This window comes from Thalassococcus halodurans (assembly GCF_900108225.1).
Classification (GTDB): domain Bacteria; phylum Pseudomonadota; class Alphaproteobacteria; order Rhodobacterales; family Rhodobacteraceae; genus Thalassococcus; species Thalassococcus halodurans.
This window is the reverse complement of the sequence record NZ_FNUZ01000006.1, coordinates 187,206-210,090: the sequence shown is the minus strand read 5'-3', so window position 1 is coordinate 210,090 and position 22,885 is coordinate 187,206. Positions and strand designations below refer to the sequence as shown.

22 protein-coding genes are annotated in these 22,885 nt (G+C 59.0%); 14 read left to right on the top strand and 8 right to left on the bottom strand.

Annotated elements, in window-relative coordinates; genetic code table 11:
* Positions 1-155 precede the first annotated feature (155 nt).
* From C4S59_RS16900 to C4S59_RS16885, 4 genes are all read left to right on the top strand, one after another.
* Positions 156-749 carry a TetR/AcrR family transcriptional regulator gene (locus tag C4S59_RS16900; RefSeq protein ID WP_095591009.1) on the top strand — a complete coding sequence of 198 codons (594 nt, stop codon included), beginning with the start codon at positions 156-158 and terminating at the stop codon, positions 747-749.
* Positions 750-751: 2 nt separating this feature from the next.
* Entirely contained in the window at positions 752-1,831 is a 1,080-nt protein-coding gene (locus C4S59_RS16895) for an efflux RND transporter periplasmic adaptor subunit (RefSeq protein ID WP_095591008.1), read from the top strand.
* A gap of 4 nt (positions 1,832-1,835) precedes the next feature.
* Positions 1,836-4,886, top strand: a complete 3,051-nt coding sequence (locus C4S59_RS16890) for an efflux RND transporter permease subunit (RefSeq protein ID WP_103911589.1) — start codon at positions 1,836-1,838, stop codon at positions 4,884-4,886.
* 434 nt (positions 4,887-5,320) lie between these two features.
* Entirely contained in the window at positions 5,321-6,940 is a 1,620-nt protein-coding gene (locus tag C4S59_RS16885) for an ISL3 family transposase (RefSeq protein WP_456119752.1), read from the top strand.
* Between the two features lie 410 nt (positions 6,941-7,350).
* Here the strand turns inward: C4S59_RS16885 and C4S59_RS16875 are convergent, their stop codons facing one another.
* From C4S59_RS16875 to C4S59_RS16850, 6 genes are all read right to left on the bottom strand, one after another.
* A complete protein-coding gene (locus C4S59_RS16875; protein ID WP_103911588.1) occupies positions 7,351-7,800 on the bottom strand; it encodes a DUF411 domain-containing protein in 450 nt (149 codons plus the stop codon).
* Positions 7,801-7,811: 11 nt separating this feature from the next.
* Positions 7,812-8,819, bottom strand: coding sequence for a cation diffusion facilitator family transporter (locus C4S59_RS16870; protein ID WP_234994811.1), 1,008 nt, complete (start codon positions 8,817-8,819; stop codon positions 7,812-7,814).
* 1 nt (position 8,820) lies between these two features.
* Positions 8,821-9,483, bottom strand: coding sequence for a TVP38/TMEM64 family protein (locus C4S59_RS16865; RefSeq protein WP_008327266.1), 663 nt, complete (start codon positions 9,481-9,483; stop codon positions 8,821-8,823).
* 3 nt (positions 9,484-9,486) lie between these two features.
* A complete protein-coding gene (locus C4S59_RS16860; RefSeq protein ID WP_008327267.1) occupies positions 9,487-9,936 on the bottom strand; it encodes a DUF6010 family protein in 450 nt (149 codons plus the stop codon).
* A 161-nt stretch (positions 9,937-10,097) separates the two neighbouring features.
* Entirely contained in the window at positions 10,098-10,535 is a 438-nt protein-coding gene (locus C4S59_RS16855) for an ion channel (protein ID WP_222481193.1), read from the bottom strand.
* An 88-nt stretch (positions 10,536-10,623) separates the two neighbouring features.
* Positions 10,624-11,097 (bottom strand): rhodanese-like domain-containing protein, encoded by a 474-nt coding sequence (locus tag C4S59_RS16850; protein ID WP_008327269.1) that lies wholly within the window; start codon positions 11,095-11,097, stop codon positions 10,624-10,626.
* Positions 11,098-11,285: 188 nt separating this feature from the next.
* Here C4S59_RS16850 and C4S59_RS16845 point away from each other — a divergent pair, with 188 nt between their 5' ends.
* The 7 genes from C4S59_RS16845 to ccmI all read left to right on the top strand — a co-directional run bounded on the left by C4S59_RS16845 (position 11,286) and on the right by ccmI (position 17,974).
* Positions 11,286-12,008, top strand: a complete 723-nt coding sequence (locus C4S59_RS16845; protein WP_103911587.1) for a response regulator — start codon at positions 11,286-11,288, stop codon at positions 12,006-12,008.
* On the top strand, positions 12,008-13,474 hold the full coding sequence (locus C4S59_RS16840; protein ID WP_009807480.1) for an ATP-binding protein: 1,467 nt from the start codon (positions 12,008-12,010) through the stop codon (positions 13,472-13,474). Before C4S59_RS16845 ends, C4S59_RS16840 begins: the two co-directional genes overlap by 1 nt.
* Positions 13,410-13,715, top strand: coding sequence for an SHOCT domain-containing protein (locus C4S59_RS19830; protein ID WP_228069713.1), 306 nt, complete (start codon positions 13,410-13,412; stop codon positions 13,713-13,715). The genes C4S59_RS16840 and C4S59_RS19830 overlap by 65 nt, the downstream gene beginning before the upstream one ends.
* Before the next feature lie 65 nt (positions 13,716-13,780).
* Positions 13,781-15,781 carry a heme lyase CcmF/NrfE family subunit gene (locus tag C4S59_RS16830; protein ID WP_012187039.1) on the top strand — a complete coding sequence of 667 codons (2,001 nt, stop codon included), beginning with the start codon at positions 13,781-13,783 and terminating at the stop codon, positions 15,779-15,781.
* Positions 15,782-15,789: 8 nt separating this feature from the next.
* Positions 15,790-16,356, top strand: a complete 567-nt coding sequence (locus tag C4S59_RS16825) for a DsbE family thiol:disulfide interchange protein (protein WP_009807483.1) — start codon at positions 15,790-15,792, stop codon at positions 16,354-16,356.
* Entirely contained in the window at positions 16,353-16,826 is a 474-nt protein-coding gene (locus C4S59_RS16820) for a cytochrome c-type biogenesis protein (RefSeq protein WP_103911586.1), read from the top strand. Before C4S59_RS16825 ends, C4S59_RS16820 begins: the two co-directional genes overlap by 4 nt.
* Positions 16,823-17,974 carry a c-type cytochrome biogenesis protein CcmI gene (gene ccmI / locus C4S59_RS16815; RefSeq protein WP_103911585.1) on the top strand — a complete coding sequence of 384 codons (1,152 nt, stop codon included), beginning with the start codon at positions 16,823-16,825 and terminating at the stop codon, positions 17,972-17,974. Before C4S59_RS16820 ends, ccmI begins: the two co-directional genes overlap by 4 nt.
* Before the next feature lie 28 nt (positions 17,975-18,002).
* On the opposite strand, the gene C4S59_RS16810 is transcribed toward ccmI, so the two are convergent.
* Entirely contained in the window at positions 18,003-20,132 is a 2,130-nt protein-coding gene (locus tag C4S59_RS16810) for a protein-disulfide reductase DsbD family protein (protein ID WP_009807485.1), read from the bottom strand.
* Between the two features lie 283 nt (positions 20,133-20,415).
* Positions 20,416-20,718 (bottom strand): DUF2933 domain-containing protein, encoded by a 303-nt coding sequence (locus C4S59_RS16805; protein ID WP_007803398.1) that lies wholly within the window; start codon positions 20,716-20,718, stop codon positions 20,416-20,418.
* A gap of 155 nt (positions 20,719-20,873) precedes the next feature.
* On the opposite strand from C4S59_RS16805, the gene C4S59_RS16800 reads away from it, so the two are divergent.
* The 3 genes from C4S59_RS16800 (at position 20,874) to C4S59_RS16785 (ending at position 22,884) form a co-directional block, all read left to right on the top strand.
* Positions 20,874-21,434 (top strand): L,D-transpeptidase, encoded by a 561-nt coding sequence (locus C4S59_RS16800; protein WP_009807486.1) that lies wholly within the window; start codon positions 20,874-20,876, stop codon positions 21,432-21,434.
* 28 nt (positions 21,435-21,462) lie between these two features.
* Positions 21,463-21,921, top strand: coding sequence for a c-type cytochrome (locus C4S59_RS16795; RefSeq protein WP_007803401.1), 459 nt, complete (start codon positions 21,463-21,465; stop codon positions 21,919-21,921).
* 369 nt (positions 21,922-22,290) lie between these two features.
* Positions 22,291-22,884 (top strand): c-type cytochrome, encoded by a 594-nt coding sequence (locus tag C4S59_RS16785; RefSeq protein ID WP_007803403.1) that lies wholly within the window; start codon positions 22,291-22,293, stop codon positions 22,882-22,884.
* Position 22,885: the final 1 nt, after the last annotated feature.

The window sequence follows — 22,885 nt, the reverse complement described above, 5'->3', positions numbered from 1 at the left end:
TATGCGCACAGGTCGCAATGCCTGACCCACAAGACCGCACCAGGCGGCCGACTAGGAGAACCGCGGCTTTCTGGACGCAGTTTTACAGATTTACAGATTGACAATCTTGGTGCTTTTGTCCACTTTCGGCCTTCATGCAAAGGCAGAACGGGTCGATGGCCGAACTGGAATCAACAATATTGGACGCAGCACTGCATGTCTTTTCGCGTTACGGCGTGAAGCGCACCAGCATGAGCGACCTGTGCGAAGTAGCGAGCGTGTCGCGTCAGACGCTCTACAATCATTTTCGCAACAAGGACGATATCCTGCGCGGATTGATCAAACGATACACGGACCTTGCCCTTGCAGAGATCCACGCAGACTTGCAGGCGGCGAATTCATTGGGGGCCAGGCTTGACCTGATCTTCGACCGAATGGTGGTCCGTGGGTACGACACGATACAGACAATGCCGAATGCGCAGGATTTCATCGACGGGGTCAATGCCGTCAGCGAAGAGGCTCTGCAGCAGTCGGCCGAACGTTTTCGCGCGGTAATCTTCGACACGCTTGTACCGCATGCGCAGGTTTTTTCGAAAAGGGGTCTGGACGTGGCCGAGCTGTCGGACTTCGTGCAGCGTGCGGCCAAAACCGCCGGCATGACCGCACGGGATCGCGCAGACCTGATTCAGCAACTCGTAACGCTTCGGCAGCTTTGCACCACGGCGGCATCGCAACCCGAGGCAGACCCTACAGAGAACAAGGAAGGCTAAGCATGGTCAAAGCTTATGAGATTGCCCATCGGGCGATGCGATTCACTTGCCGTTTTGGCGGTATGCTGGGCATTGCGTTGGGAGTGATCGTCACGGCGGCCCACGCGGACGACGCTCCTTTCGTGAAGCTTGCGCCAGTCACCGCGGGCGCGTCCCAATTAGAGCGCGTTTTCTTTGGCAAGGTTGTTGCACGGGCTACCGTTGATCTGGCGTTTCAAGTCAGTGGACAGATCGTCGAATTGTCGCTGGACGAGGGGGCGGCGGTCTCCAAGGGCAGCGCGTTGGCTCGGATGGATCTGGAGCCTTTTGAGCTGGCGCTGGAACAAGCGCAAGCGAACGAAGATCAGGCACGGCGCACTGTGGAACGGTTTGAAAAGCTGGCCGGGTCTTCGGTCGCGGAAACCAACCTTGAGGATGCGCGGACAACTATGACAATCGCCGATGTTGCTCTGCGTGACGCACAGCGGAACCTGGAACATGCCACGCTGGTTGCGCCCTTTGACGGTATTGTCGCCTCGCGTCTGGTGCCGAATTTCTCAACGGTAACCGCTGGCACGCCGATTGTGCGGCTGCACGATCTGTCCGAACTGCGGATCGAGATCGACGTACCCGAAACGCTATTTCAGCGCGCGGGCCAAGATCCCAACGTGGTGTTCACGGCCCAATTTCCGGCAAGCGATCGCAGCTTCCCGCTTGAGGTGCGTGAATACAATGCCGAGACGGCGGAGATCGGGCAGACCTACTCCATCACGCTTGGCATGCCCTTGCCCGAAGATCTGATCGTTCTTCCGGGGTCCTCCGTCGAAGTCACAGCGGTCTTGCAAACCGGCGGTCAAAGTCTTGAGGTGCCAACCTCAGCCGTCGTGATTGGGAATGACAATGAGACCTATGTCATGGTCTTTGGCCCGACCGGAGCCAGCAGGGGCACTGTGACCAGAACCCCAATCACAATAGAGCCGACCAATCGCGGCACTGCTCAAGTCGTTGAGGGTCTGAGCGACGGTCAAGAGATTGTCGTCAGCGGCGCGAGCGCGCTGGCCGATGGCACTGCCGTGCGCCGCTTTATTGGCTTCGGAGACTAACACCATGGATGTTGCGCGCGGATCCATCGACCGCCCGATCTACACTTGGATCATCATGTTGATCTGCCTGCTGGGTGGTATCTGGGGCTTTGCGAACCTCGGCCGACTGGAAGACCCTGCCTTTACTATCAAGACCGCTGTGGTTGTCACCCAGTATCCCGGCGCTTCTGCCGAAGAAGTGTCGCGTGAGGTAACTGAACCGCTGGAATCCGCGATTCAGAAGATGGGCGAGGTCAAGGACATTGAGTCCATGAACCAGCCTGGCCTGTCTTGGATCACTGTGAACATGCAGGATACCTATGACGGCTCCGAGTTACCCGAAATCTGGACCAAGCTGCGCAATCGCGTGGCCGAGGCGGCGTTGCCCAGCGGGGCGACGCCGCCCTTTGTGAACGATAGCTTTGGAGATGTGTACGGGCTCTACTATGCAGTCACAGCGCCGGGCTTCTCCGATGCAGAGGTGAATGATCTATCTTCCTTCCTCAGGCGGAAGTTGCTGCTGGTGGATGGCGTGTCAGATGTTGTGCTCTCAGGCGTGCCTAACGAAGTGATCTACATCGAGCCGCACCTTGCGCTTACTGCGACGCTGGGTATTCCGCCCGCCGCTGTTGCCGGCGCCGTGAACAGCGCCAACGAGATTGTTGACGGTGGCATGTTGTGGGGACCGGATGGGCGAACTCTGCTCCAACGGCCCGAAGGATCCGATAGCGTATCCGAAATCGCAGCCCTTTCTGTCGGCGCGGGTGGACAGGTCCTCAACCTTTTTGATTTTACCGATATCTTTCGTGGGCGCGAAGCCAACCCCAGTCTGATTACCCGTCATAACGGGCAGGAGGCCTTCACACTTGGCGTTGCGGGCCTTGCAACAGAGAATATCGTCGAAGTCGGGAAGCGGGTCGATGCCCAGCTGGACAAGTTGCGCGCGGAGTTGCCGCTCGGCATCTCGATCCAGTCGATCTATCGCCAACATGTTGTGGTCGAAGAGGCCTCGAACGCCTTTCTCGTCAACCTTGCCATGTCGGTTGGTATTGTGGTCGCGGTTCTGGCGGTTTTCATGGGGTGGCGCGCGGCCATCGTTGTGGGATCCACGCTGCTGCTGACCGTGGTGGGGACGCTGTTTTTCATGGCGCTTGGTGCGATTGAGATGGAGCGTATCTCGCTGGGTGCTTTGATCATCGCAATGGGGATGCTCGTCGACAACGCCATCGTGGTGGCGGAGGGCATGCAGATTTCAATGCGGCATGGCAAATCCTCGCGCGACGCCGCCACAGAGGCCGCAAGCAAGACGCAAATCCCGCTGCTGGGTGCGACCGTGATCGGCATCATGGCCTTTGCCGGAATTGGCCTGTCTCCAGATGCCACGGGGGAATTCTTGTTCTCGCTCTTTGCGGTGATCGCGATTTCGTTGCTGTTGTCCTGGGTGTTGGCCCTGACCGCGACCCCTCTTTTGGGGCATTACTTTTTCAAGAAAGGCGAAGAAGGGACGGCAGATGGGTATGATGGCGCGCTCTTCCGGGGCTATGCCGCCGTGCTGCGCGCCTCTTTGAAACTGCGTTGGCTGGTCATTCTTGCGCTGATCGGCGGCACCGTTGTTTGTTACGCGATGTTCGGCCAAATCAAGCAGCAGTTCTTTCCCGACAGCAATACGCCGCTCTATTTCGTGCATTACAAACTGCCGCAGGGCGCATCAATCCACCAGACCTCTGATGATCTCGCGGTTCTCGAAGACTGGTTGCGCGACCGCGACGCGGTTTCTGCCGTGACAGCCTTTGTCGGGCAAGGGGCGGCGCGGTTCATGCTGACCTACCAGGCTGAGGATCCGAACCCCAGCTACGGTCACCTGATCGTGCGCGTGGACTCGCTCGAAGTGATCGAGCAAGAGATGGACGCGTTGGAAGCCTTTGCAAATGCAAGTCTTCCGCAGGGTGAATTCCGGGTAAAACGGTTGGCCTTTGGCCCCGGCGGAGGTGCGCCAATCGAGGTGCGGTTTTCTGGCCGTGACCCTGATGTATTGCGCGCCTTGGCAGATCGGGCGATTGCCCGGATGCAGGCCGCTTCGGACAACATCATCAGCCCGCGGCAGGACTGGCGCGAACGTGAATTGGTGCTGCGCCCTGTTTACGCTGCGGAGCGCGCACAGAACGCGGGCGTGTCCCGGACTGACATCACAGAGACGCTACAATTCGCCACCGAAGGAAATAGCGCCGGGACCTTCCGCGAAGGAGATCGGCAAATCCCTATCGTGATCCGGGCACCGCAAGATGCGGCGATCGCGCTGACCGATCACATGATTTATTCAGAGAGCGGTGGCACCCTGGTGCCTATGGAACAAGTAATCGAAGGCTTCCGCTTCGTGCCGCAAGACACGCTGCTACAACGTCGAAATCGCGAAGAGGTGATCACCGTCGGGGCTGATATTCCGCGCGGCCTGACAGCGGCAGAGGTGCAAGCCGAGGTCCAAAAAACCATTGAAGAGATGGACATCCCCGAGGGCTATACCATGGAGTGGGGCGGAGAGCTTGAAAGCGCGTCCGAGGCCCAAGCCGCCCTTGGCGCGCAATTGCCATTCAGCGTCATTATCATGGTGTTGATTTCGGTGCTTTTGTTCAACGCGCTGCGCCAGCCAATCATCATCTGGCTTCTGGTGCCAATGGCGGTCAACGGCGTGAGCCTGGCTCTACTGGCGTCAGGTTTGCCGTTTACATTTACCGCGCTTCTGGGGCTATTGTCGCTGTCGGGGATGCTGATCAAGAACGGCATCGTGCTGGTTGAGGAGATCGATCTGATCCGAGCAGCCGATCCGGCTCTGTCTCTGGACGAGGCCATTGTCAGTGCCTCCACCTCGCGTCTGCGGCCGGTGTTTCTGGCCGCGGCGACGACAATTCTTGGGATGTTGCCACTGTTGTCGGATGCGTTTTTTCAGTCGATGGCGGCGACGATCATGGGCGGGCTTGCCTTTGCCTCGATCCTTACGCTGATCGCAGCACCCGTGCTGTACTACGTCTTTTTCAAGCGCGGCGCCGAGCGGGCCACTACGGTCATGAGCGCCGCATAACCGAGGCTGACCAAGCGGTCTGGGCTCTGTGTCACGAGAAAGGGACACAGGCTGGATGAGTTGCGAGGCGTGTCCGGAAGATTGGCAATGTTGTATAGTAATTACTTCGGTTCTCGCAGCGCCGGAGCTGGAAATATCCAGCTTCCGAAGGTCCAAACTTGGGGAGCAGCGCACGTAGATACGGACCTCTACATCAAAACGAGGGAAGTTCAGGGTAGCAGGTCACGCGATCTACGCATTGGTAACGATCGTTTCAGCAACAGGCACTAAGGCACCGGATTGCTGCACGACACGCCCAGCTAGCTCGCAACCCTGCTGAATGCTTGTGTGTAGACTGAGCCCCCTTAACAGGTGTCGCGTAGCCCTTAATTGGGTTCTGCCTCAATCTGTGTGGTGCAACTATCCTGAGCTTGGAGCTTTCAGGAGGGATAGTCGTGATTTCAAAAAAGCACTGGTCGCCCGGGAGCGACGTTTGGGTTCAAGGCGTTAAGCGGCGTGATTCCGGCGAGTGGCTTGTATCGGGCGTTTTGGCACCGAGAGGCATCTGCCCAGATTGTGGTTTGCATTCTCGGCGTCGTCACGGGTGGCGGCAAAGGCGACTGCAGGATTTACCCGCACATGGCGACAAGGTAACAGTCGCACTCTGGGTCTGCAGATGGCGATGTCCCGCTTCCACGTGCCCGCGACGGACGTTTTCAGACTACACCTCGTCAATTGCGCGCCCATTTGCACGTCGAACTTCGCGTGCTGATGACATTGTCGGTCACCTGGGGCATGCCACGGGTGGACGGCCTGCCGAGCGGCTCTTGCGCCGTTTAGGCGTCGGTGTCAGCAATGACACGGTGCTGCGACACCTCAAGAAGTGTGCGGAAAGCGTCGCCCCGCCGCCAACGGTCATTGGCATCGACGATTGGAGCTGGCGCAAGTCGCAGACTTACGGAACCATCATCGTCGATCTCGAGCGGCAGACCGTAATTGATATTCTTCCGGATCGGAGCGTTGAAAGCTGTGCGAGCTGGCTGCGGCAGCACCCTGAGATTGAAGTCATCAGTCGGGATCGTTGTGGCGGATATGCGAAGGCCGCACGTCAGGGTGCACCGCAAGCCCTGCAGGTCGCAGACCGTTTCCATCTCGTCCAGAACCTGCGCCAGGCCATTGAAGAGCAGATGAATATGCATGGCCGCGCCACCGGGCGGGCGCTATTGTCAGATGCCGAAAACATCAGCACGGCCAATCATCTACTGCGATCGCGTCTTGCTCATCGGAAATCACGTGAGGAAATTTTCCGAAACATCCATGCACTTCGTGATCAAGGGCTGTCTTGTAGCGAAATTGGACGTCGGACCGGCCTCCCGCGTCGTAGTGTGGCGAAGTGGTTGAGCTCCGACTCGCCACCAGACCGCCGCCGAGCTGCATTGAAGCCCACGTCGCCGTGGTATTTTGAGAGCATACTGGCCGATCTCTGGAAACAGGGTATCCGGTCCGGCCAGGAATTATTGGTCGAAATTCAACGCCATGGCTATGAGGGCAGCTTGTCTCATTTGCAACGTCTGCTGGCCGGATGGCGAAGGGATGAACAAACCGTTCTAGCAGGCCCGACCGACACGCCGCTGCCCCTGGCGCCTGTGCGGGACCCGCAAACCGGTCACGCCATTTCGCCGGTTGTCGCAGCGGCGCTCTGTATCAAGCCGCGACGCAAATTGACCGCAGACCAGGCCCAAAAGGTAGATGCATTGAAGGCCGGATCGCCAAGCTTTGCCACGATGCGGAGCCTTGCCATGCGGTTTCAGGGCATTTTGCGCGGCGACCAGTCCGCCCCGCTGGACGCATGGATCGACCTGGCCATTGAGACTGGCATCCCACCAATCATGCGCTTTGCCCGCACGCTGCACCGCGACATCGAGGCCGTGCGCAATGCCATTGAACTTCCTTGGAACAACGGTCAGGCTGAAGGCCAAGTCAATCGCCTGAAGACACTCAAACGCGCCATGTACGGTCGCGCCGGACCAGAACTCCTCAGAGCCCGAATGCTGCCTCTGCGCCACACAGATTGAGGCAGAACCCTTAATTGTGAGATGAGAAATCCAACCAAATCAACGGCTGTGCTTTGCCCTTAAACATGAGATTTTGCCTTTAGTTCTGATATTTTTTGCCCTTAAATCTGAGGCAAGGTTCGACCAAAGACTCCGCAGAAAAACGAGGAAACTCCACTCGAAGGCGCTGGCATCTCGCATTTAAGGGCAAAATTCGGTGCTCAACGCGCCATATCTCGGACTTATGGGCTACGCGACAACCGGGTAATGGCGGGGTTGGTCGCGGGCGTGCTCGACGGCTCCGTCGTCGAGTTCGCCGCCCGGTTACAGCTGAGCCATGAGGCAACCTACAGGGCGCTGCGAAAGCTCGTGCAGGACGGGCGGGTCAAAAACACGTGCCGCGGGATTTATCACTTGCGCCCATGACCCAATCAGCTGTGGCTCGCGAAGACCGAGGTCACCCCGTCGGAGCCGACAAGCAGGGTATCAAAAGCGTCACCGGCCCCGGGACCGCCCATGCCGGGCGAACTCATCGGCATGCCGGGTACCGTCAACCCGCGCGCCACCGGTTGCTCTGCCAACAGCCGCGTGATGTCAGCGGCAGGCACGTGGCCCTCGATGAAATAGTCGCCCAAGAGCGCCGTATGGCATCCAGCAAGCTCTGGTGAGATTTGCAGCCGCTCTTTGAACGCCCAAAGTTGATCCTGATCGACATCCTGCGCCTCGACCGCGAACCCCGCTTGCCGGACATGATCGATCCAGGCGGAGCAGCATCCACAGGTTGGTGTTTTGAGCACCTTCAGAAGGGGTGCCGTGTCAGCGGCAACGGGTAATGCGAGGGTGGCAGCCGCGCCTGTCATCAAAAATGTGCGTCGTTTCATTCGGAGGTCCTCTAGGAGTTGTCAGTGAGTCTAGCGTCTTGCGCTGCGCTGTCGAGCGGGTCCGCATGGGCGGCATGGCTATCGGCGGCGTCGGGCGACACACGTTGGCTTTCTGGGAGCGTCACATCGAGATCCCGCGCGTGGCGCTCGTCGAGACACGCGGTTTCGAGCTGCAGCGTGACCATGTGAAACCCATATCGTTCCGTCAGTCGATGATAGGCCCGGTTCAGCAGGTCCGCGGCCTCTGCGGGCACACCATGGCGGATATGGGCAGAAAATGCGTGTTTGCCGCTGGTCAGCGTCCAGGCATGCACATGGTGAACGTCCAGAACCCCGTCCTGGCCGCGCAGGTCCGCCGTCACAGCCTCGAGATCCGTTCCCTCTGGCGTGCCTTCCATGAGGATGTGGACCGCTTCCTTGATGACGCCGACGGAGGCCCAGAGGAGAACCACCCCGAACGCCATGCCGAGGATCGGGTCAATCGCCAGAAAGCCGGTGAACTCGATCACTAGAGCGGTGACGATGATCAGGAGGCTGCCGACAAAGGTCTGGATGATGTGCCAGAGCGCACCACGGGCATTCAGATCGTCCTTGCTCGATTGCCACATCAGCCCCAGCGAGATCACTTCGGTGACCAGGCCTCCGAAGGCGACCCAGAGCATGGGACCCGTGGCCAGGTGAATCGGATTCCCGAGCCGCATCGCGCCCATCCAGATCACCAGAAGCGCCATACCGAGAAGAAAGCCGCCATTCACCAGTGCCCCGATGATCTCGGCGCGGTACCAGCCGAAACTCCGCGCCGAATCCGCCGGGCGGCGCGCAATGCGCTGCGCGATGATGGCCACCAGAACGCCGCCAACCGCCGACAGGGTGTGAAACGCATCCGACAGGACGGCAATCGAGCCAGTCCAGAGCCCGACGGCCAGTTCAATCACGAAGTAGACGCCGGTGAGCCAGGCCGAAATCACAAGGGCCTTGCCGGAACTCGGCATATGCCCGGCGTGGGAATGACTGGCCATATCAGCTCTCCTTCCGTTTCGTACCGGTCTTTCGCGTCGCGGCGAAGAGAACCGACAGGCCGGTAAAGCCACCCAGCGCAAGTGCGGTCCATGTGGCAGTGCGGGCATCGCCGTTCATCGCCTGGCTGCCCATGTGAGCGAGCAAGAAACTCGCTGGAATAATCCCGGCCATCGTGGCCAGCGCGAACCTCCAAAGATGCAGCTTGCTCAGACCTGCGGCGTAACTGATCATATCGAAGGACAGAAACGGCAGCAGGCGACTGCCGAAGACCAGGAAGGTCAGAGTGTTCTGGGACCCGAACAGGCCTGCGTTAATCTTCTGACCGAGATGACGCTCAACGAAGGGACGACCCAAGCCGCGGGCCAGACCAAAGGCGGCAAGCGCACCGAGTTCCGCACCTAGAACGACGAAGAGCGTCCCGTACGTGTGTCCATAAGCCGCTCCGGCGGCGAGTGCGATTGGCGCCGAGGGCAGGGGGCTTGCGACAATAGCGATTGTCATGAGCGCCACGATGACAATTGGTCCGGCAAGACCTGCCGCCTCGATCCAGCGGTCAATTTCCGCGCGATCCGGCAGGCGAATGTCAACGCCAAGGACGTCCGGGAAGGCCAATGCGACGACTCCCATCAGGAACACCGCCATAAGAAGGATGCGCATCATCATGGATCAAAACACGGCATAGAGCAGAACGAAGAACGTCGCTGCCAAAAGGTCAAAGGCCACGCAGAATGGAATATACCAGTTCGGAATCCGGGCGAGACGATAAGAATTGTGGTGTGACATGTCCCAAAGGGCGTGAAGGGCCAAGCCCAAGGGGAGGAAGGCCCACTGCCATATCAGCCCCAGGAACGCTGCTAAGCCGAACAAAAGGGCGACCGCGAGCTCTGCCCAGAACACGCGCGCTCTGCCGTCCGCAGCGCCAAAGCCGATATAGGCACCGCCAATCAAAGCAAGCGTGATCGAAGCAAGAGCTATCGAGCTTTGCTCATCCAAAAAAAGGTGAGCCGGCAATGTGAGAACGACAAGCAACACGCCAACCCATACGGGAGATTTCAAGATATCCCCGTGTCGATGGTGCGATACGTGATCGCCTGTCTTTTCGAAAATCTGTGCCATGGCTTTGTACCTAGGGATTCCAGCAACTGGAAGGTCAAGGGCTATTCATCCACGCGCGCAACGCAGCGCTCACTCAACCGTTCCACGGTGAGGTCAAAGGACCGATATCAGGACGTATTTGACGCTGACGCCAAGCTCATGTCCGACGCGCGTGGCGATTTTCAGTCATCTTTCGCCTTCTGCCAGACTTGCTGGCAGGCTGAGTAAAGAAACGTCGCTGACCAGGTCAGCAACATGAAGCCCAAAAGCGATTGCAGCATCAGCAATAGTCGAAAGGGCCCGACCACCTCTATGGACGAATAGCCAAGGGTCGAGAACGAGATGCCCGTAACATAGAGAACATCCTGAAACATCGGAGGGCTGTTGCTGAACGATTGCGGCAGAACGCTTGCCACCACCATCGTGTTGAACACGGCGAGCGTCACAAGTTCCAAGACATGCAGCAACAGCAACGTGGAAAACGTCAGGATGATCCGAAAGCCGGAGCCATCCGACCGCTGCGGGGAAAACTTCAGAATGCCCGACAACGCATAATGATGGACAATTCCCATCACGATCGCCGCGCATATTCCGACAAACATAGCCATCAACTCGGTCATACACCCAAACCCGTCTTCCTGTTCAAACAGGTCAATTTGACCATACATCAGGCTTTTAGCACAACGGGACCAATTGATTCTTCACTGGTCAGGCCAACGCGGGGGGCAACCCGTTCAGGGCGACATCCACCGGAACGGTCGGCAAGTTCGATGCGATCCAGCCAGGCCCTTCGCCTGATCCCAACATCCCTTCCGAGATATCGGCGTAGCCCGAATAACCAGCTTGTCTCAACGCTCGAAGCAGCGATGCGGAGCGTCCGCCAGTGGCGCAGATCAGTCCAACAGTGCGATCACCGCTCAGTTCCTTGGCCCTGAACAATCGGTCCGGAAAACCGGACGCGTGCATGCTTATCGGCCATACACCAGCACCTACGCCGGTTTCTTGCCACTCTTTGTGCGTTCTGACATCGATGATCCGCGCCGTATCCGATAGAAGCGCGTCAAAGGCATTCTCTGCCGACCAGACAGATCGGCTCTGCGCCAACAGCGGTGACGCCGCGACGGTCAGCACCGTCATATGAGCACCCAGAACGAAACGGCGCCGGTTCAAATCAAGAGCCATATTCGAAAACCTCATCCTTTGATCGGTTGCGATCCCAAAGGTCACATAACATACGCGCGACGCTACCCGGGAGCACGACACGGTGCAGGCACAGATTTGTATCCATCTGTAGCAAGGGACTGACCTGATACAAACGGCTACAATTCTGCCCATGAAACAGAATGCAACGATGATCTAGGAAGGACGCCATGGGACCGCTACCTCATATCCTTATCGTGGACGACCACGCTCAGATACGCGAAAGCGTCGCGCGCTTCCTGGAGAAGAACGGAATGCGCACGACCGTCGCCAGGGATGCCGTGGAGATGGATGCCAAGCTGGCCACTGGTCACTTCGACCTCCTCGTGCTCGATGTCATGATGCCGGGCGAGGACGGTTTGTCGGTTTGCCGCAGACTTGCGCCAGAGGGTGATCTTCCGATCATCATGCTGACGGCGCTTGGTGAGGAAACGGATCGGATCGTGGGTCTGGAAATCGGTGCGGACGATTATCTCGCCAAGCCGTTCAATCCACGAGAACTGCTCGCCCGCATCAAGTCGGTTCTTCGGAGAAGCAACCGCGACGAACCTGTGGCCGGAAGCCTCGCTGGGAGGAAAGTCTCTTTTGCGCACTGGATACTGGATACCGACCGGCAGGTGCTGATTGACGAGTCCACCACCGAGACCCCATTGACGACCTCCGAGTTCAAATTGCTGGCGGTCCTGCTGGAACGCGCGAGGATGGTGCTCAGCCGTGACCAGTTGCTTGACCTGACCGCTGGTCGGACGGCAGGCCCGATGGATCGCACCATCGACAATCAGATCAGCCGTCTCCGCCGCAAAATCGAGCCGGATGTACTTAGGCCCAGTGTCATCAAAACGGTGCGGAACGGCGGATACTGTCTGGCTGCCGATGTCGAGGATGCGCCGTGATGCGCCGTGCGATGAGATCTCTGAGCGGCCAATTGATCCTGCTTGTGGTCGCGGCACTTGTCGTGGCCCAGGTGATCAGCCTGTTCCTGTTCGCCGACGAGCGCAGCCTTGCGATCCGTGCAGCTTTAGGATTCGAGGCCGCGGGTCGCGCAGCGAATGTCGCGCGGTTGATCGAAGAGGCCCCGCTGGATCTGCAGGACTCGATCCTTCGCGCGGCAAATTCGCCTCTGATCCGGTTCGATCTGTCGGACGCTCCGATCGTGGATCACACCGGTCATTCGGACGGCGGCATCGTGGAAGCACGCATACGCGCCCTGATGGATGACAGCTACAGCCGGGATATTCGCGTTGAATTGCACGAGGTCGAGGGCGAGTTGCGGCCTCTTCCCAATCTCTCGGACGAGATGACAGAAATGCATCTCGCGATGATGCGCGGAGAGTTGACAGCGGTTGAAATGAACCTGTCCATCGCCATCAAGGGAGCGCGTTGGCTGAATGTCGGAACGCGGTTCGAGCGACCGCCGATCCAATGGCCTTTCTATTCGATGCTGACCTTCGGGATTTCCGCCGGACTGCTTCTGGTGGCGATCTTCTGGTTTGTAATGACGCGCCTGACGCGTCCTTTGCGGCACCTGTCGAAGGCCGCGGACCATCTTGGCCGGGGCGAAGATGTGGGCGAATTGGCGGTCACAGGGCCGACCGAGGTCAGAGATCTGACCGTCGCATTCAACCGCATGCAACGACGGCTGACCCGGTTTGTCAGTGATCGTACACGTATGCTCGCAGCCCTTGGCCACGATTTACGCTCGCCGTTGACTGCCATGCGTGTCCGCGCGGAGCTGGTTGACGAAGAAGAGACGCGGGACAGCCTCATCGCATCGGTCGAAGAGATGCAGAGTATGGTCGAAGCGACGCTCACCTTTGCACGCGGCCTTACCGGATCCGAAGGTGCCGAAGTGGTCGATCTGCGCAATTTTCTGGACAGCTTGTGCAGCGATATGGCGGCACACTGCACCTTTGCCCCGAGTGATGATGTTGCCGTGCGGCTTCGACCCAACGCGTTCCGAAGGGCACTGAGGAACTTGCTTGAGAACGCCGTTCGCTACGGTGGTGCCGCAAAAGTCAGCTGGGCGACCCACGGTTCGAACCTCGTACTCAACATCGATGACAATGGGCCCGGCATTCCCGTCGACCAGTTGGAAAAGGTCTTCGATCCGTTCTATCGCCTCGAGCAATCGAGGTCTCTGGAAACGGGCGGTTATGGGCTTGGGCTCTCAATCGCGAGGACAATCGTCCAATCCCATGGCGGCGATATCCAGCTGGTCAATCAGAACAGCGCGGGTTTGCGCGCTGTTGTCACCATCCCGTTGGATGAAACCGAACTGATCGAAGGAGAAACAGATGAAACTGAACGCGTTGATCCTGCCGTTGCTGGCCAGCTTGCCCGCCAGCATGGCGCAGGCTGATGGACCAGGCTCCTGGACGGGGCACATGTGGGGCAGTGGCTATGGCTTTGTGGGCGGCTTCATGATGCTCGCCTTCTGGGGTGCGCTGATCGCATTGGTGGTGTTTCTGGTGTTCAGGCTGCGGGACAATGGCACCCGTCCCCCGGACTCGGACGCGCAGGAAGCGCTCAGGCGCCGCTTTGCAAATGGGGAAATCGACGAAGAAGAGTTCCGTCGCCGCAAAGCAACGCTCGACGAATAGACCCCGCCGCGGACGCCAAAGCCGTCCGACGCGACGCCCACCGACGCTGAATAGGAAAGAACGCCATGGTCCCGGAAATTGGTCACTTCGCACTGGCCCTCGCACTGGCGCTTGCGCTTGTTCAGAGTGTTCTACCGATTGCAGGTGCGTCGCGTAGAAATGCCGTCTGGATGAAATCCGCCCAGGCGACGGCAATAGGACAAGTGCTGTTTGTGGCCATCGCCTTCGCAGCGCTGATGCAGGCTTTCATCGTCAGCGATTTTACCGTCAGGAACGTCGTCGAGAACTCCCATTCGCTCAAGCCAATGCTCTACAAGGTGGCCGGGACCTGGGGCAGCCATGAGGGTTCGCTGCTGCTCTGGATCCTGATACTCGCGGTGTTCGGCGCGGGCGTCGCCTGGTTCGGATCGAACATCCCCGCCGAGACCAAGGCGCGCACCTTGTCGGTGCAGGCGTGGATCAGCGTCGGCTTCCTGTCCTTCCTGCTGCTGACGTCGAACCCCTTCGAGCGGGTGTTTCCGCCGCCGCTCGACGGCAATGACCTCAACCCGTTGCTTCAGGACATGGGTCTCGCCATGCACCCGCCGCTCTTGTATTTCGGGTATGTCGGCTTCTCCATCGTGTTTTCCTTTGCCGTTGCGGCTCTTCTGGAAGGGCGCGTCGATCCGGCCTGGGCCAGATGGGTCCGCCCGTGGACATTGGCCGCGTGGGTCAGCCTTACGGCAGGTATCGCTCTTGGATCGTGGTGGGCCTATTATGAACTGGGCTGGGGCGGCTGGTGGTTCTGGGACCCGGTCGAGAACGTGAGCTTCATGCCCTGGCTTCTGGGCACGGCGCTGCTGCATTCCGCCATCGTCACCGAAAAGCGCGACGCGTTCAAAAGCTGGACCATCCTACTTGCCATCCTGACTTTCTCGCTTTCGCTGCTCGGGACGTTCATCGTCCGGTCAGGCCTGCTTACATCCGTGCATGCCTTCGCCGTCGATCCAGAGCGCGGGCTTTACATTCTGGGTCTGCTGGCCGTGTCCATCGGTGGGTCGCTGGCGCTCTACGCCTGGCGGGCGCCCGAAATGGAGCCGGGTGGTCTGTTTCGCCCGATCAGCCGCGAGGCCGGGCTGCTCGTGAACAACCTCATTCTGGCCGCCGCTACGGGAACGGTCCTGTTCGGGACGCTTTATCCACTGATCCTGGAGGCTGTCACCGGGGACAAGATCTCGGTCGGTCCACCTTTCTTCAACGCGGCCTTCATTCCGATGATGCTGGCACTGGTCGTGTTCATGGGTCTTGGTCCATTCCTGTCGTGGAAGCGGGCTGATATCGCCGGTTTGCTCGATCGCATCCAATTCGTGGCCGTGCTGGCGGTCATTGCAGCCTTGGCCGCATGGTATCTTCTGAACGGTGGGCCGATCATGGCCTATCTTGCCATCCTCGGCGCAGCGTGGCTGCTTTTTGCGACCCTGCGGGAATGGGCGCTACGCATCCGTCTGTTCGAGGTTTCCCTTGCAGAGAGCGCGAGACGCGTGCGCAACCTGCCACGCGCCTCTCACGGTATGACGCTTGCCCATGCCGGCGTCGCTGTGTTGATGATGGGGATGATCGGCTCGACCGGATGGAAGAGTGAGGAGATCGTCTTTGCCGCCCCCGGGACCGAAGTCACGATCGCCGGGTTCGACATCACCTTCGAAGGGGCCGCAAAGGTTCAAGGGCCGAACTACATCGCGGATCGCGGCACCCTTGTGGTGCGTCGGGATGGCGAATTGGTCACGACACTTTTCCCGGAACGGCGGTATTACCCGGTCGCGGAAAGCCAGACGACGGAGTCGGCCATCCGCTCCACATTGGCGGGTGATCTCTATACGTCGATTGCAACGCCAGCCTCCGATCAAGTGAACAACGCCGGAGCATGGACCCTTCGGATCCTCTATGAACCGCTCGTCAACCTGATCTGGATCGGCTCGATCCTGCTGGTGATCGGTGGCTGTTTGTCCTTGTCGGATCGCCGTTTGAGGGTCGGGGCGCCGCGCCGTGCCAAACAGCCAGCCACCGATGCCGTTCCTGCCGAGTAGGAGAGAAGATGAAACGTCTCATTGCCGGGCTGCCGTTTATTGCGGCGGTCATATTCGGTGGGTTTTTTCTCTGGGGGCTCAATCCCGACCGGGATCCCAACGAGATCCCTTCCGTCCTGATCTCGCAACCGGCCCCGGCGTTCGACCTCGATCCCGTGCCGGGGTTGGAGACACCCGGCCTGGCCCGAAGCGATCTTGTCGGCAACGAACGACCGGTCGTGGTCAATGTCTTTGCGTCCTGGTGCGTGCCCTGCCGCGCGGAACATGCCGTGTTGACAAGATTTGTCGAACGAGACGGCATGCGGTTGTTCGGAATAAACTACAAAGACAAACCTGAGGATGCCGTGAAGTGGCTCAATGACCTCGGCAATCCCTACGAGCGGATCGGGTCCGACCTGTCGGGCCGGACCGGGATCGAATGGGGCCTGTCGGGCGTGCCGGAAACCTTCATCGTCGATAGCGATGGCACCGTTTTGTTTCGCTATGTCGGGCCGGTCGTGGGTCCGGACGCCGTCGAACGGTTCACGCAAGCCCTGAAGCAGGCAGGCGCACTGCCAAATGGAGCAGGTTCATGAGACAGTTGATTTTCGCGTTTTGCATCGGGCTCCTTCCCTTTGCCGCCAATGCGGTGGAACCGGACGAAATGCTGACCGACCCGGTATTGGAACAGCGTGCGCGGGAGATTTCCAAGGATCTACGATGCGTCGTCTGTCAGAACCAGGACATCGACAGTTCGAACGCGGGTGTGGCGCGGGACTTGCGTCTGCTCGTACGCGAGCGCCTGGTCGTTGGAGACAGCGACGCGGAGGTGATCGAATACATACGGGCGCGGTACGGGGATTACGTGCTGCTCAAACCGCCTCTGGAGCCTGCGACCTACGCGCTTTGGTTTGCGCCGATCGCTTTCGTTCTGATCGGGGTTTTCGTTGGTGGCGGGGTACTGATGAGTCGGCGAAAGCAAGAGGCTTTTGAAGATTTGGGCGCGGAGGATGAGAACACCGTGTCCGAAATTCTCAGACAAAACGAAGCGGGGGATGCGTCATGATCTGGGGTATTTTCGGTCTTCTGACGCTGGTCGCGATCGGAATAGTCCTCTACCCGCTGCTGCTGTCCAAATCGAACACTCTCACCAGAGGAGATGCGGTACCGGCCATCCTCGCCGATCAGATGCGGGAAATCCAACGAGACATGGACCGCGGTTTGATTTCTGAACAGGAAGCTCAAGCGGCCAGACTCGAGATCAAGAAACGGATCCTCGCGACGACCCGCAATTCGGAAGAAAAAGCCGGATCATCCCGTAATGGTGGCAGAGGCACTCTTGTTGTCGCGGCGGTCCTCGCGCCGGTTATTGCCGCGGGCTACTATCTGACAATGGGATCGCCGGAGGTGCCTTCAATGGCCTTCGCTGCCCGTGCAGAGGAGCGCGCACAGACTGATGAAGTGACGGCGCTGGCAATACAACTTCGCGAAAGGCTTGTATCCGATCCGACCGGCGGCCCTAGCGAAGGGTGGATGCTGTTGGGCCAGACCTATCAGCGCATGGGCAGAGCAGCCGATGCCGTCGAAGCCTTCGAAGTCGTTGCCGAACGGGAGGATGCCACCTCCGCGACATTCTCCATGCTGGCAGAGGCTGTCGCGGTTGCCAATGACGGCGTTGTTATTCCACGGGCGAAATTGGCCATTGATCGCGCTTTGGACCTTGACCCATCCAATCCTGCGGCAACCTACTTCGAGTCTCTGTATTACTTTCAGCAAGAAGAGACGCGTAAGGCCTACGATCTGCTTGTTTCACGACTGAATCAGGAAGAGGCTTACGTTCCCTGGATGGAGACCTATGCAGCGCAGATCAACCGGATTGCAGCGGCAGCTGACCTTCCGGTCGTCAATCTACCCAGCGGGCCGACGTCGCAACCAGGCCCGAGTGCCGCAGATGTCGCGGCGGCGTCGGAGATGAATGACGCGGATCGCGCGGAGTTCATCCGATCGATGGTCTCGCGGCTGGCCGAGCGTCTTGAGGATGAACCGGACGATCTGGATGGTTGGATGCGGCTGGCAAATGCCTATACCGTCCTTCAGGAGCCCGATCGCGCCGTTGAGGCCTACCGCAAGGCTGAAGCGCTGTTGGAGCAGCAGCCCGCCAGTGATCCTCGGCGTGCGGCGGTCCGTGCCGCGCTTGAGCGGCTCGGCGGCTGACTACTGCTCGGTGTCCCGGTCGAGCAGGTCACTCCTGTCCGGCAACCTTTGCGGAAACATCCCGACCACTGGCTTGCGCCAAGGCGTTCATCACGTCCTCGGTTTTTAGCAATTCGGACAGCACAATGCCGTTCGGTGCCGATGGTCCGTAGACGGCATTGAAGGGGATGCCGTATCTGCCGAAACTCTCAAGGTAGCGGGAAATGCGCGTGTCCGGGCGTGTCCAATCTGCCTGCATCGCCGTGACTCCAGGCGCTTCAAGCGCGCTCCGGACTGGCTCCCGATCGATGATAAGTGTCTTGTTCGCTTTGCAAGTCAGACACCAGTCAGCGGTCACATCGACAAAAACGACCTCTCCTGCGGACACGCGTTTCGCTATTTCCGAACGATCAAATGCGATCCAAGCCATTGCCAACTGCGGCGTCGAACGCGCAGGTGCTGATTGCTGCAAGAGAGGACCTGCGGCAATGGCCAGGACAAGGCTGGCTATGGCAATAGACCACCTGAATTGGGACTGCACATTCGGGAGAGATAGTATCAGAACGGCGAGACCGGACAACGCCGCGACCGCGATGACAGACGCAAGCCCGGCGACACCGTCGAGCACCCAGAACAGCCACACGGCGGTTGCAAGCAACAAAACCCCCATGACGCTTTTGATGATCAGCATCCATCGACCAGGCTTGGGCATGAATGCGACCAGACGCGGGAACGCGGCGATGACGAGATAGGGCAGGGCGAGGCCGAGCCCGAGGCTCGTAAAGACGATGAGGATGTCCACGCCACGCCCGGCCAAAGCAAAGGCCACCGCGGTGCCGAGGAACGGTGCCGAACAAGGCGTCGCCATGACGGCACCGAACATGCCAGTGAAAAAGTCGGCGGAATACCCGTTGCGTCCTCCGGCCCCTGCAAGCCGCGTCTGCATGCCGTGTGGAAGGGCGAACTCGAACGCTCCGAACAGATTTGCCGAAAAGACGAGCAGGACAGCGATCATCGCCGCAAGAAACAGCGGGCTTTGAAACTGCAAACCCCACCCGACGCTGAGGCCTGCCGTCTGGAGCGCCCAGAGGACGAGCGCCAGACCCCACATGAACGTCATGATGCCGGCGCTGGCAGCGACGAAACCGAACCGGACACGGGTTGTGTCGTGATCGGTGTGTTTGAGCACAGACGACACCTTGATGGACAGCACCGGCAGCACGCAGGGCATCACATTCAGGATCAATCCGCCCAGCAGCGCGATCGCGGCAATCCAGATCAGTTCCATCATGTCCGGTGTCGTGGCGGCCAGTTCAAAGGGTGGTGCTATTCCTTGCGCCACGCGATCCGCGATGATCGTGAAGGCCCGGTTCTCGCCGTCGGTGACGGTAATCGACGGAGCCACTGTCACATCCGTATTCGACGAGAGGATCGGCAAGCGCGCCCAAAGCAAACGATCCTCTTCTCCCAAACGGATATCGGGTTTGCCAAGCGCAACACCCATACCCAGTTCGGGAAACACATCCGGCGACTGGAGTGGTTCATCGACGCGAAGGCTGACGATCAACTCCGTGAGGTCTTCGTCGATGAAGGCATTTGCCTCGCTGACGCCGCTCGTCTTGGCCCCTTCGGGGACGCGCTCGGAAAACGTACCGATCAGCCCAGCCGAAGTGCTGTCGATGACGTTGCCCCGTCCGAGGCGAAGTGACAGGTCAAACTCTTCCGGGACACAGACATTGGAGCACACCAGCAGTTTGACCTGCGCGGAAAGAGTCACAGGTGCGCCGGGATCTTTGAGCGTTATGCGCAGCGGAAAGACGACTTCACCCGCATAACCAAAATTTTCGATGCCGAAGGCGGTGAAGCGCGTCGGGGCGGGCCACATGAATTCGACATCTGCGACGTTTTCGGAACCGCTCCATTCGACCGAAGGCGGTATTCCCACCTCGCCCGCCGACCGCCAATAGGTCTTCCAGTTTTCGTTCAGTTGAAGGTGAAGCCCGGCTGACAGAGTCTGTGTGTTCTCGGGAACGCCGTCCTGTACACTAATGAGATGCGCGGTGAGTGGCGCGCTCTGGTATTCAGCAGAGGTTGCTGCCGCGACACTTCCAGAGACAACGGCCAGGAGCACGAAGGGAATAAGCAAAACCCGTCGCAGGATCAAAAGGCAATCGATCAAGATACCTGCTTCCTTCCCATATTTTCCGCAGATTTCGCCAGGACGGCGGAAATTGCGTCAAAGTCCACCTGTGGCAAAACCCTGACGACCGTCCGCACAGACAATTCGCGCAACGCCAGTCGCAGAAGATGAAAGGGTTCGACACCCATCCGGCAGAAGGTCTGACGCTTGCTTCGTGGACACGATAGCCTTCAGATCTAGGCAGTCTGCAAGGCTTCCCGCGCAACCTCCAAGTAATGTAACCATCAACAGCAATACGAATACCTTTGCTTTCCCTCGCACATCACTGCCTGTTGCGGGCGACGCTAGGAATCACGGAACTTATGGGCTCGGGCGCTTCCTCGATAGTATCGTTTGCCTTGTCGGAATGGCACGATTTCCCCATGAATCTATGCATCACAAGATGCGCTCCAACGCACAACAGGAGCGGGGCGAAAGCCGATGCATTGCCCCACATACCCGCAAGCGTTCCGCCAGCGAGAAAAAAACCGATCACGGGCAACAGCATCACAATGCAACACGCCATCATTCCGTAATGCATGAGCTTGTCTGTAATCGGCTTATTCTTGGGATTTTCGTCGTCCATGACACCCTCTTTGTCTCGTTCCTGGCGTCATTTGCGACCCTCCAGCAGGGTAAGGTCAAGGATACAAATGGATACACTTCTCGCGGCCTTGTCAGGTTGCCTGATGCCGGGTCTCCCGTAAAAGACATGTACAAACCGTAGGCTAGGAGTGTGTCATGACGACATCGCGAAACAACAAGATCAATCGACGAAGCCTGTTGGGGTATGCGGCTGTCGCTTTGGTTGCACCAAGCGTGGTTCGAGCCGAAACCATTCGCCGCAACATTTCTTCTTTCCGAGTTCATGACTGGCAAGACCATTTCGACACGCTCGGCAAAGGGATCATCATCTCAGACACCGTGACGATGGCGCTACAGCACTGGACAGCGGACGGCGAGATGCGGATTTACCCGACATCCGTTCCGCTGACCGACGAACTCACCAAACGCGGTTACACTGAAGTGGTGGAAAAACGCAAAAACCCCAGTTGGGCGCCGACGCCCTCCATGCGGGAACGCAATCCGGAATGGCCGGCACGTATCGAGGGGGGTGATCCGGACAACCCCTTGGGTACTCGCGCACTGTACCTGTCGTGGCAGTACTACCGTATTCACGGGACACAGGACACGCGCAAGATCGGCCGCCGGTCGTCAAACGGCTGCATCGGTTTGTTCAACGAACAGATCGAGGAAGTCTACGAGCGAGCGCCTGTCGGCACTCAAGTCAAACTCATCTGACCCAACGGGCAAGGCGGAAGATACAGGCATGGACAAATTAACTGCGCTGATTGGTGCCGTTTTTGTTATCGGCGGGGGTTTTGCCGTTTGGCAGTTCGTTGGAGCCGAAGATTTAGCGGTTGGCCACTCCATGACGCCACCTGACACAAGCGAGATTGCCGAAGGCGATCCGATCGTCCAGGTCCAGCTGCCTGACGCACTCTCGCAGCAGGCGGCGCTTGGGAAGAACATATTCGAGGCAAAATGTTCCGAGTGTCACGGCGAAAATGCCGCCGGTCGCAACGGTGTTGCGCCGCCTCTCGTGCACAAGATCTACGAACCGAGCCACCATTCGGACATGGCTTTTGTTCTGGCAGCTCAAAACGGCGTCCGTGCACATCACTGGAATTTCGGTAATATGCCTAAGATCGAGGGATTGACCCAAGGAGACGTCAAGATGGTGGCCGCCTATGTCCGCGAATTGCAGCGGGCCAACGGGATCAACTGATGCGTTGGTCGAAGACGAACCGATGGATTCTGTCGGCCGTTTTCGGCCTTTTCCTTGTAGTACTCGGGGTGCCAGAGGCGCCGGTATATCATGGTGAAACGTCGTTGGGGCAGGAATACCATGGTCACGAAGACGCAGGGCCATCGACCGAGGCCTCTGGCCACTGCCATCCAGGCCTCGATTGTTCTGTCCCGGCAGCGTTATTGCTTCAGCCGAACATGGCGTACGAGCCTTCTTTTCTGAAAGCCGTCATGCAAGACGGCGCGATCCAACGAACCGAATTGCGCCCGATCAGCGATCCTCCACCGCCCCGACGGTGGGTCTGATTTCACATCGCTCGAAAAGCAGACCCAAAGAAGGATCGAAGACATGAAAAAGACGACTATCGTAGCGGCAGTGTTGATTGCAGGTACTGCGGTCACGGCATTCGCGCATAGCGGTGCCACCGGCATCGTGAAAGAGCGCATGGATGCCATGCTTGCAATGGGGAAGGCGGTCAAGACCGTGGCCCCGATGATGCGGGGCGAAACGGCCTATGACGCAGAAACAGTGCGCGATGCCGCGCGCCTGTTCCAGCAGCACGCCGGTGAGAGCATGACAAAGCTGTTCCCAGAGGGCACAGGGGGCATGCCCTCGGAAGCCAAGGACGAGGTGTGGACCGACTGGGAGCGCTTCGCGGCATTGGCAAGTCAGCTGGAAGAATACTCTGAGGGCCTGGAACGCGCAGCCGACAATGGATTGGGCGGCATGAGCGGCAATACCTCCATGGATGGCGCCTCGATGATGGGCGGCGGGTCAATGATGGGAGGCGATACAACCATGATGGGCGGGAGCACGATGATGGGCCGAGGCGACATGATGGATGCGGCCGCCATTGCCGAAATGCCCGCCGACGCAGCATTCGCGATGACGACCCAGGTCTGTTCCGCATGCCATGAACGCTTCCGGGCGGAAGAAGACTGAC

Coding starts and splice junctions, on each gene's coding strand:
- C4S59_RS16875 (WP_103911588.1), bottom strand. CDS start 7,800: ATGAAACGACGCACATTTTTGATGACAGGCGCGGCTGCCACCCTCGCA.
- ccmI (WP_103911585.1), top strand. CDS start 16,823: ATGATCTGGGGTATTTTCGGTCTTCTGACGCTGGTCGCGATCGGAATA.
- C4S59_RS16795 (WP_007803401.1), top strand. CDS start 21,463: ATGGACAAATTAACTGCGCTGATTGGTGCCGTTTTTGTTATCGGCGGG.
- C4S59_RS16860 (WP_008327267.1), bottom strand. CDS start 9,936: ATGGCACAGATTTTCGAAAAGACAGGCGATCACGTATCGCACCATCGA.
- C4S59_RS16845 (WP_103911587.1), top strand. CDS start 11,286: ATGGGACCGCTACCTCATATCCTTATCGTGGACGACCACGCTCAGATA.
- C4S59_RS16840 (WP_009807480.1), top strand. CDS start 12,008: ATGCGCCGTGCGATGAGATCTCTGAGCGGCCAATTGATCCTGCTTGTG.
- C4S59_RS16820 (WP_103911586.1), top strand. CDS start 16,353: ATGAGACAGTTGATTTTCGCGTTTTGCATCGGGCTCCTTCCCTTTGCC.
- C4S59_RS16890 (WP_103911589.1), top strand. CDS start 1,836: ATGGATGTTGCGCGCGGATCCATCGACCGCCCGATCTACACTTGGATC.
- C4S59_RS16900 (WP_095591009.1), top strand. CDS start 156: ATGGCCGAACTGGAATCAACAATATTGGACGCAGCACTGCATGTCTTT.
- C4S59_RS16895 (WP_095591008.1), top strand. CDS start 752: ATGGTCAAAGCTTATGAGATTGCCCATCGGGCGATGCGATTCACTTGC.
- C4S59_RS16830 (WP_012187039.1), top strand. CDS start 13,781: ATGGTCCCGGAAATTGGTCACTTCGCACTGGCCCTCGCACTGGCGCTT.
- C4S59_RS16865 (WP_008327266.1), bottom strand. CDS start 9,483: ATGATGATGCGCATCCTTCTTATGGCGGTGTTCCTGATGGGAGTCGTC.
- C4S59_RS16855 (WP_222481193.1), bottom strand. CDS start 10,535: ATGACCGAGTTGATGGCTATGTTTGTCGGAATATGCGCGGCGATCGTG.
- C4S59_RS19830 (WP_228069713.1), top strand. CDS start 13,410: ATGAAACTGAACGCGTTGATCCTGCCGTTGCTGGCCAGCTTGCCCGCC.
- C4S59_RS16850 (WP_008327269.1), bottom strand. CDS start 11,097: ATGGCTCTTGATTTGAACCGGCGCCGTTTCGTTCTGGGTGCTCATATG.
- C4S59_RS16805 (WP_007803398.1), bottom strand. CDS start 20,718: ATGGACGACGAAAATCCCAAGAATAAGCCGATTACAGACAAGCTCATG.
- C4S59_RS16785 (WP_007803403.1), top strand. CDS start 22,291: ATGAAAAAGACGACTATCGTAGCGGCAGTGTTGATTGCAGGTACTGCG.
- C4S59_RS16825 (WP_009807483.1), top strand. CDS start 15,790: ATGAAACGTCTCATTGCCGGGCTGCCGTTTATTGCGGCGGTCATATTC.
- C4S59_RS16800 (WP_009807486.1), top strand. CDS start 20,874: ATGACGACATCGCGAAACAACAAGATCAATCGACGAAGCCTGTTGGGG.
- C4S59_RS16870 (WP_234994811.1), bottom strand. CDS start 8,819: ATGGCCAGTCATTCCCACGCCGGGCATATGCCGAGTTCCGGCAAGGCC.